The sequence below is a fragment of the Hoskinsella mucinilytica genome (assembly GCF_045223415.1).
GTDB lineage: Bacteria > Bacillota_I > Bacilli_A > Erysipelotrichales > Erysipelotrichaceae > Hoskinsella > Hoskinsella mucinilytica.
Genome location: NZ_JBEQZJ010000090.1, coordinates 1 through 3,488 on the forward strand (window position 1 = coordinate 1; position 3,488 = coordinate 3,488).

Consider the following 3,488-nt stretch of genomic DNA (forward strand, 5'->3'; position numbering starts at 1 on the left):
GTCTAGTTATCGCCCATGTCGGGCGTACATAAAAGGAGCAATTCAGTTAAGAATTACTCCTGCTTTTACTAGATTTAAGTTTTATTTACCAAACTTATTTTCATAATCTTCTAATTCATGAAAGATTCGCATAATATTAATGACTTTATTTTCCTCATCAATGGTATATATAAAGACATAGTTTTTGATGATAATTTTACGATATTTATAACCATGCTGTTCAAAAACCACTTGACAAATGTAAGGGTGATACTTGATTGACTCAAATCTATTTTCAATTTCCTTTTGAAAACGATCAACAATGTTATAACTATTGTAGCCAGTAAGATATAGCAGTATTTTATTTAAATCAAATACTGCTGGCTCAGTATAACGAATATTATAAATCAAATCCATATTTTTTGCTGAACATCTTCCAGACATCTTCTTCAGCATATGTTTTACCCTCTTTAAGTGCCTTTTCAGCTTCTGCTAATTTTTCTTCAACGCTTTGAAGATGTACAACTTCTTTTTTTTCAAAGTTCAAATTCTCTAAAGGTTTCATCTGAATCATCTCCTTATTTATAATATAACACATTCAAATGTATTATAAAATACTTTTAATCACTTTATCTTATTTTAACATACTAGCTGCTTATTTCCTTTTTTTACTCTATTTTGCAACAAAAGATTAACATCTTTGACAGTATTTGGTCTTTCATGCAATACCTCATATTTTTCCCTTACATCATCATTTTTATAACTTCTACAAACTGGAATTTATCTTTTATATTATTTTTTTAAAATAGCGGTTTAACTGCTATAAAATCTGAAAACGTAGATGCACCTATTATAAATGAATTCCCGCTTTGTTTAGAATGCGAGTTCATAAAATATCAAAATGGAGAATATGGATGCGGCGTTATTGGTAAAGTCGTAGGTGTAACTGCAGACGAACACGTTATGATTGATAATCAAATTGATATGTCCTTAGTGAATGCCATTGCCTTTGATCCTTATACACACGGTTATTATAAAGTGGGTGAAAGAGTAGGCGAGGCATTTAAAGATGGTTTGCAACTCAAAAAATAATATTGATACACTATAAGGTTTCTCATTTTTGAGAAACCTTATTTATTCATTAACAATTTTTTATTTTTACTACTCTCTATTCTTTCTAAAATCTATTTATGAAAATCAACCTTTATAACATTTACTTCAAAGAGCAAATACCTTTCATCATGTACTGATGAAAAATGATTTAAAAGTACAGGACACTCATCTAACATCATTTGTTTTAACTTCAAATCATCGCACTCTACTGCATAACCTGCCACTCTTAGCCACTCTCTAGTCCCATCTTTTTTTGATGATATTTGAATCATACTATTTTTTCTTAACTGCTTATGTGCTTGGTTTTCATTATTTGTAGAAATATACAATTTATTATTATATTCCATAACTGCACTAAAAGGTCTGCCAGCGGGGAAATCTTCATTGTATGTTAAAACATAAAAATACCCGCATTCTTTTAAAAACTCATAAACTTTGCTCATGATGAACACCTCCAAAAATTCTAATTTCCCTGTTTCATAAAATGGAATTTGCTAATATCCCATTGCTCTCTTTACTTGATTGCATTTTTCTTGTGAGGTGAGCATTTCTAATAATTGAAATGCAACATCTGGTGCTGTCTTTGGACATGAAGATGTTATGATATTTTCATCGACAACTAGCCATTCATCGCCAAGATCGACACCGAAATTTTCCAATTCCTTTCTCTTGTATCCACCACGCAAATGATAAGTCGTTGCCTTTCTGTTTTTTAGTATTCCACTTTGAGCTAATGGAAATGCTGCAACACAGACTGACGCAATTGGTTTTTGAAGCGAATGAAAAGAACGAATCAAATTCAATGTTTTTTCATGATACGCTTCCTTATAAAACCCATATTCTTCAAATCCACCAGGGATAGCCAAAGCATCATACTGGTTAACATCGACATGATCTATTAAAATATTAGACTCAATAGTTATTCCAAATGTACCTGAAATTTTTTGATGAAATCCGCATATTTCAACCTTAATATCACAATTAAAATCATCATTTGCCCACCCCATGACATCTACAAAGGGACTTAGTTCCATTATTTCAAAGGCGTTTAAACACAAAAGTAAAACTTTCACTTCATTCCCTCCTTATATTCGAATTTTACAAATCTTCAAGATTTATTTAAACTTGGGTTTATTTAAGCTAAACATAAATAGTGATTTCCACATCTTTATCAAATACAGTATTTTCTTTTTTCCTGATTACGGCTTTGAGTGGAAGCATGTAAGTATCTTGTTTTGTGTCAAATCAAATAGCAGTTTTCCATTCACTGTTACCGATTTTTGCCGTTATCTTCATTCGTCCCCACCCCTCTTCTAGCAACTTAAAGTTTTCTCTTATCTCTACCGATATGGCTTTAGGAAGTAAAACAATTGTCCAACCAATCATGTCCGCTGATGTTGAATATTGAAATGGCCTTGCTGAAAATTTATATTCTATACCTTCCAAAATTTTTCCCTCCTACAAATTTTAATTTTTACTACTCTTTATCAATTCTACAAACTGGAATTTTATAGTGTCAACTCAGTTATGATTTACCAAAAACATCGTTCCATGCCTTTTCTTCCGCTTCTCTCTTTACTGCTTCTGAAAGTTGATCTTTCGTTATACAATACCCGTTTTCTTGTTGCTTAACTATTTCTTCTAATTCCGCTAATGCAAGTCTATTAGCATCTTGTATAAAGCTATCTCCATTGTACTTAACCTTCTTTAGTATTCTTACTTCAATGATATAACCTTTAGTAAGAAAATCTTCCATTCGTTTCTGCACATCTGTATTCTTTACGCCTCTTAAGTAATCATATATATGTCCCGTAAACATTCTACTAAAAATATTAATAGACTTACCCACATAAAAAGGAATTTGTTCATTATCTTTTATTGCAAAAAAACCGTAAACCCCTCTAATATGACTATCAAGATTTATTTCCTCTTGCACAAATATATTATTTGACTTTGCATTTTCAATCCTTTTTAAAAATTCATTTTCTTCTCTTTTTGTCATTATCTATTTCACCACCAAATTCTAATTTACAGAGATATTATACCATTATAGGGATTGTTTTAATAGCATATCTAAATCCTATAAAAACATTTCCTTAAATAAAAAAGTGATGAAGAAAAACACTTCATCATTTAAAAACTGAATATATACAAACACAATTAGTTCACATTATAATTAAGTGGGCTGATTTTTTATGATATCTGATAATCTTGCTAAGCCACTTTCTAAAGTTGCTTCAAAATCATTTTCTAAAATGTATCATCCCAAAAAAATTACCATTCAAAAAGTATTTCTTGATCACTGGGATAGCTTTTTACGTGACCCTGAAGTTATTCGCAGAGGCTTACGCCCTATTGTTATTCAGGAAGTCTAAAAGATGATATCTTGTGGTACG

At 30.7% G+C, this 3,488-nt stretch carries 8 protein-coding genes; 2 read left to right on the top strand and 6 right to left on the bottom strand.

The features are described from left to right. Positions 1 to 81: 81 nt before the first annotated feature. Both UGRO018_RS17515 and UGRO018_RS17520 read right to left on the bottom strand, forming a co-directional pair. Positions 82 to 435, bottom strand: a complete 354-nt coding sequence (locus tag UGRO018_RS17515; protein ID WP_416327803.1) for a type II toxin-antitoxin system RelE/ParE family toxin — start codon at positions 433 to 435, stop codon at positions 82 to 84. Further along, entirely contained in the window at positions 380 to 544 is a 165-nt protein-coding gene (locus UGRO018_RS17520; protein ID WP_416327804.1) for a hypothetical protein, read from the bottom strand. Before UGRO018_RS17520 ends, UGRO018_RS17515 begins: the two co-directional genes overlap by 56 nt. Positions 545 to 942: 398 nt before the next feature. On the opposite strand from UGRO018_RS17520, the gene UGRO018_RS17525 reads away from it, so the two are divergent. After that, positions 943 to 1,071 (top strand): hypothetical protein, encoded by a 129-nt coding sequence (locus UGRO018_RS17525; protein ID WP_257336324.1) that lies wholly within the window; start codon positions 943 to 945, stop codon positions 1,069 to 1,071. 92 nt (positions 1,072 to 1,163) lie between these two features. Here UGRO018_RS17525 and UGRO018_RS17530 read toward each other — a convergent pair whose 3' ends face one another. The 4 genes from UGRO018_RS17530 to UGRO018_RS17545 form a co-directional block, all read right to left on the bottom strand. After that, positions 1,164 to 1,535 carry a pyridoxamine 5'-phosphate oxidase family protein gene (locus UGRO018_RS17530; protein WP_416327805.1) on the bottom strand — a complete coding sequence of 124 codons (372 nt, stop codon included), beginning with the start codon at positions 1,533 to 1,535 and terminating at the stop codon, positions 1,164 to 1,166. A 51-nt stretch (positions 1,536 to 1,586) separates the two neighbouring features. Continuing rightward, complete coding sequence (locus UGRO018_RS17535; protein WP_416327806.1) at positions 1,587 to 2,165, bottom strand: DJ-1/PfpI family protein; 579 nt, start codon at positions 2,163 to 2,165, stop codon at positions 1,587 to 1,589. A gap of 172 nt (positions 2,166 to 2,337) precedes the next feature. Beyond that, the gene (locus UGRO018_RS17540; RefSeq protein ID WP_416327807.1) at positions 2,338 to 2,538 is read right to left on the bottom strand and encodes a DUF1905 domain-containing protein; all 201 of its coding nucleotides are present in this window, start codon (positions 2,536 to 2,538) and stop codon (positions 2,338 to 2,340) included. A 79-nt stretch (positions 2,539 to 2,617) separates the two neighbouring features. Then, complete coding sequence (locus tag UGRO018_RS17545; protein WP_416327808.1) at positions 2,618 to 3,094, bottom strand: hypothetical protein; 477 nt, start codon at positions 3,092 to 3,094, stop codon at positions 2,618 to 2,620. A 193-nt stretch (positions 3,095 to 3,287) separates the two neighbouring features. Here UGRO018_RS17545 and UGRO018_RS17550 point away from each other — a divergent pair, with 193 nt between their 5' ends. Next, the gene (locus tag UGRO018_RS17550) at positions 3,288 to 3,467 is read left to right on the top strand and encodes a hypothetical protein (protein ID WP_416327809.1); all 180 of its coding nucleotides are present in this window, start codon (positions 3,288 to 3,290) and stop codon (positions 3,465 to 3,467) included. The last annotated feature ends 21 nt before the right edge of the window (positions 3,468 to 3,488 follow it).

Bases quoted from the DNA above. Each gene is read 5' to 3' on its own strand.
- UGRO018_RS17530 (WP_416327805.1), bottom strand. From the start codon at position 1,535: ATGAGCAAAGTTTATGAGTTTTTAAAAGAATGCGGGTATTTTTATGTT.
- UGRO018_RS17550 (WP_416327809.1), top strand. From the start codon at position 3,288: ATGATATCTGATAATCTTGCTAAGCCACTTTCTAAAGTTGCTTCAAAA.
- UGRO018_RS17525 (WP_257336324.1), top strand. From the start codon at position 943: ATGATTGATAATCAAATTGATATGTCCTTAGTGAATGCCATTGCCTTT.
- UGRO018_RS17515 (WP_416327803.1), bottom strand. From the start codon at position 435: ATGCTGAAGAAGATGTCTGGAAGATGTTCAGCAAAAAATATGGATTTG.
- UGRO018_RS17520 (WP_416327804.1), bottom strand. From the start codon at position 544: ATGAAACCTTTAGAGAATTTGAACTTTGAAAAAAAAGAAGTTGTACAT.
- UGRO018_RS17545 (WP_416327808.1), bottom strand. From the start codon at position 3,094: ATGACAAAAAGAGAAGAAAATGAATTTTTAAAAAGGATTGAAAATGCA.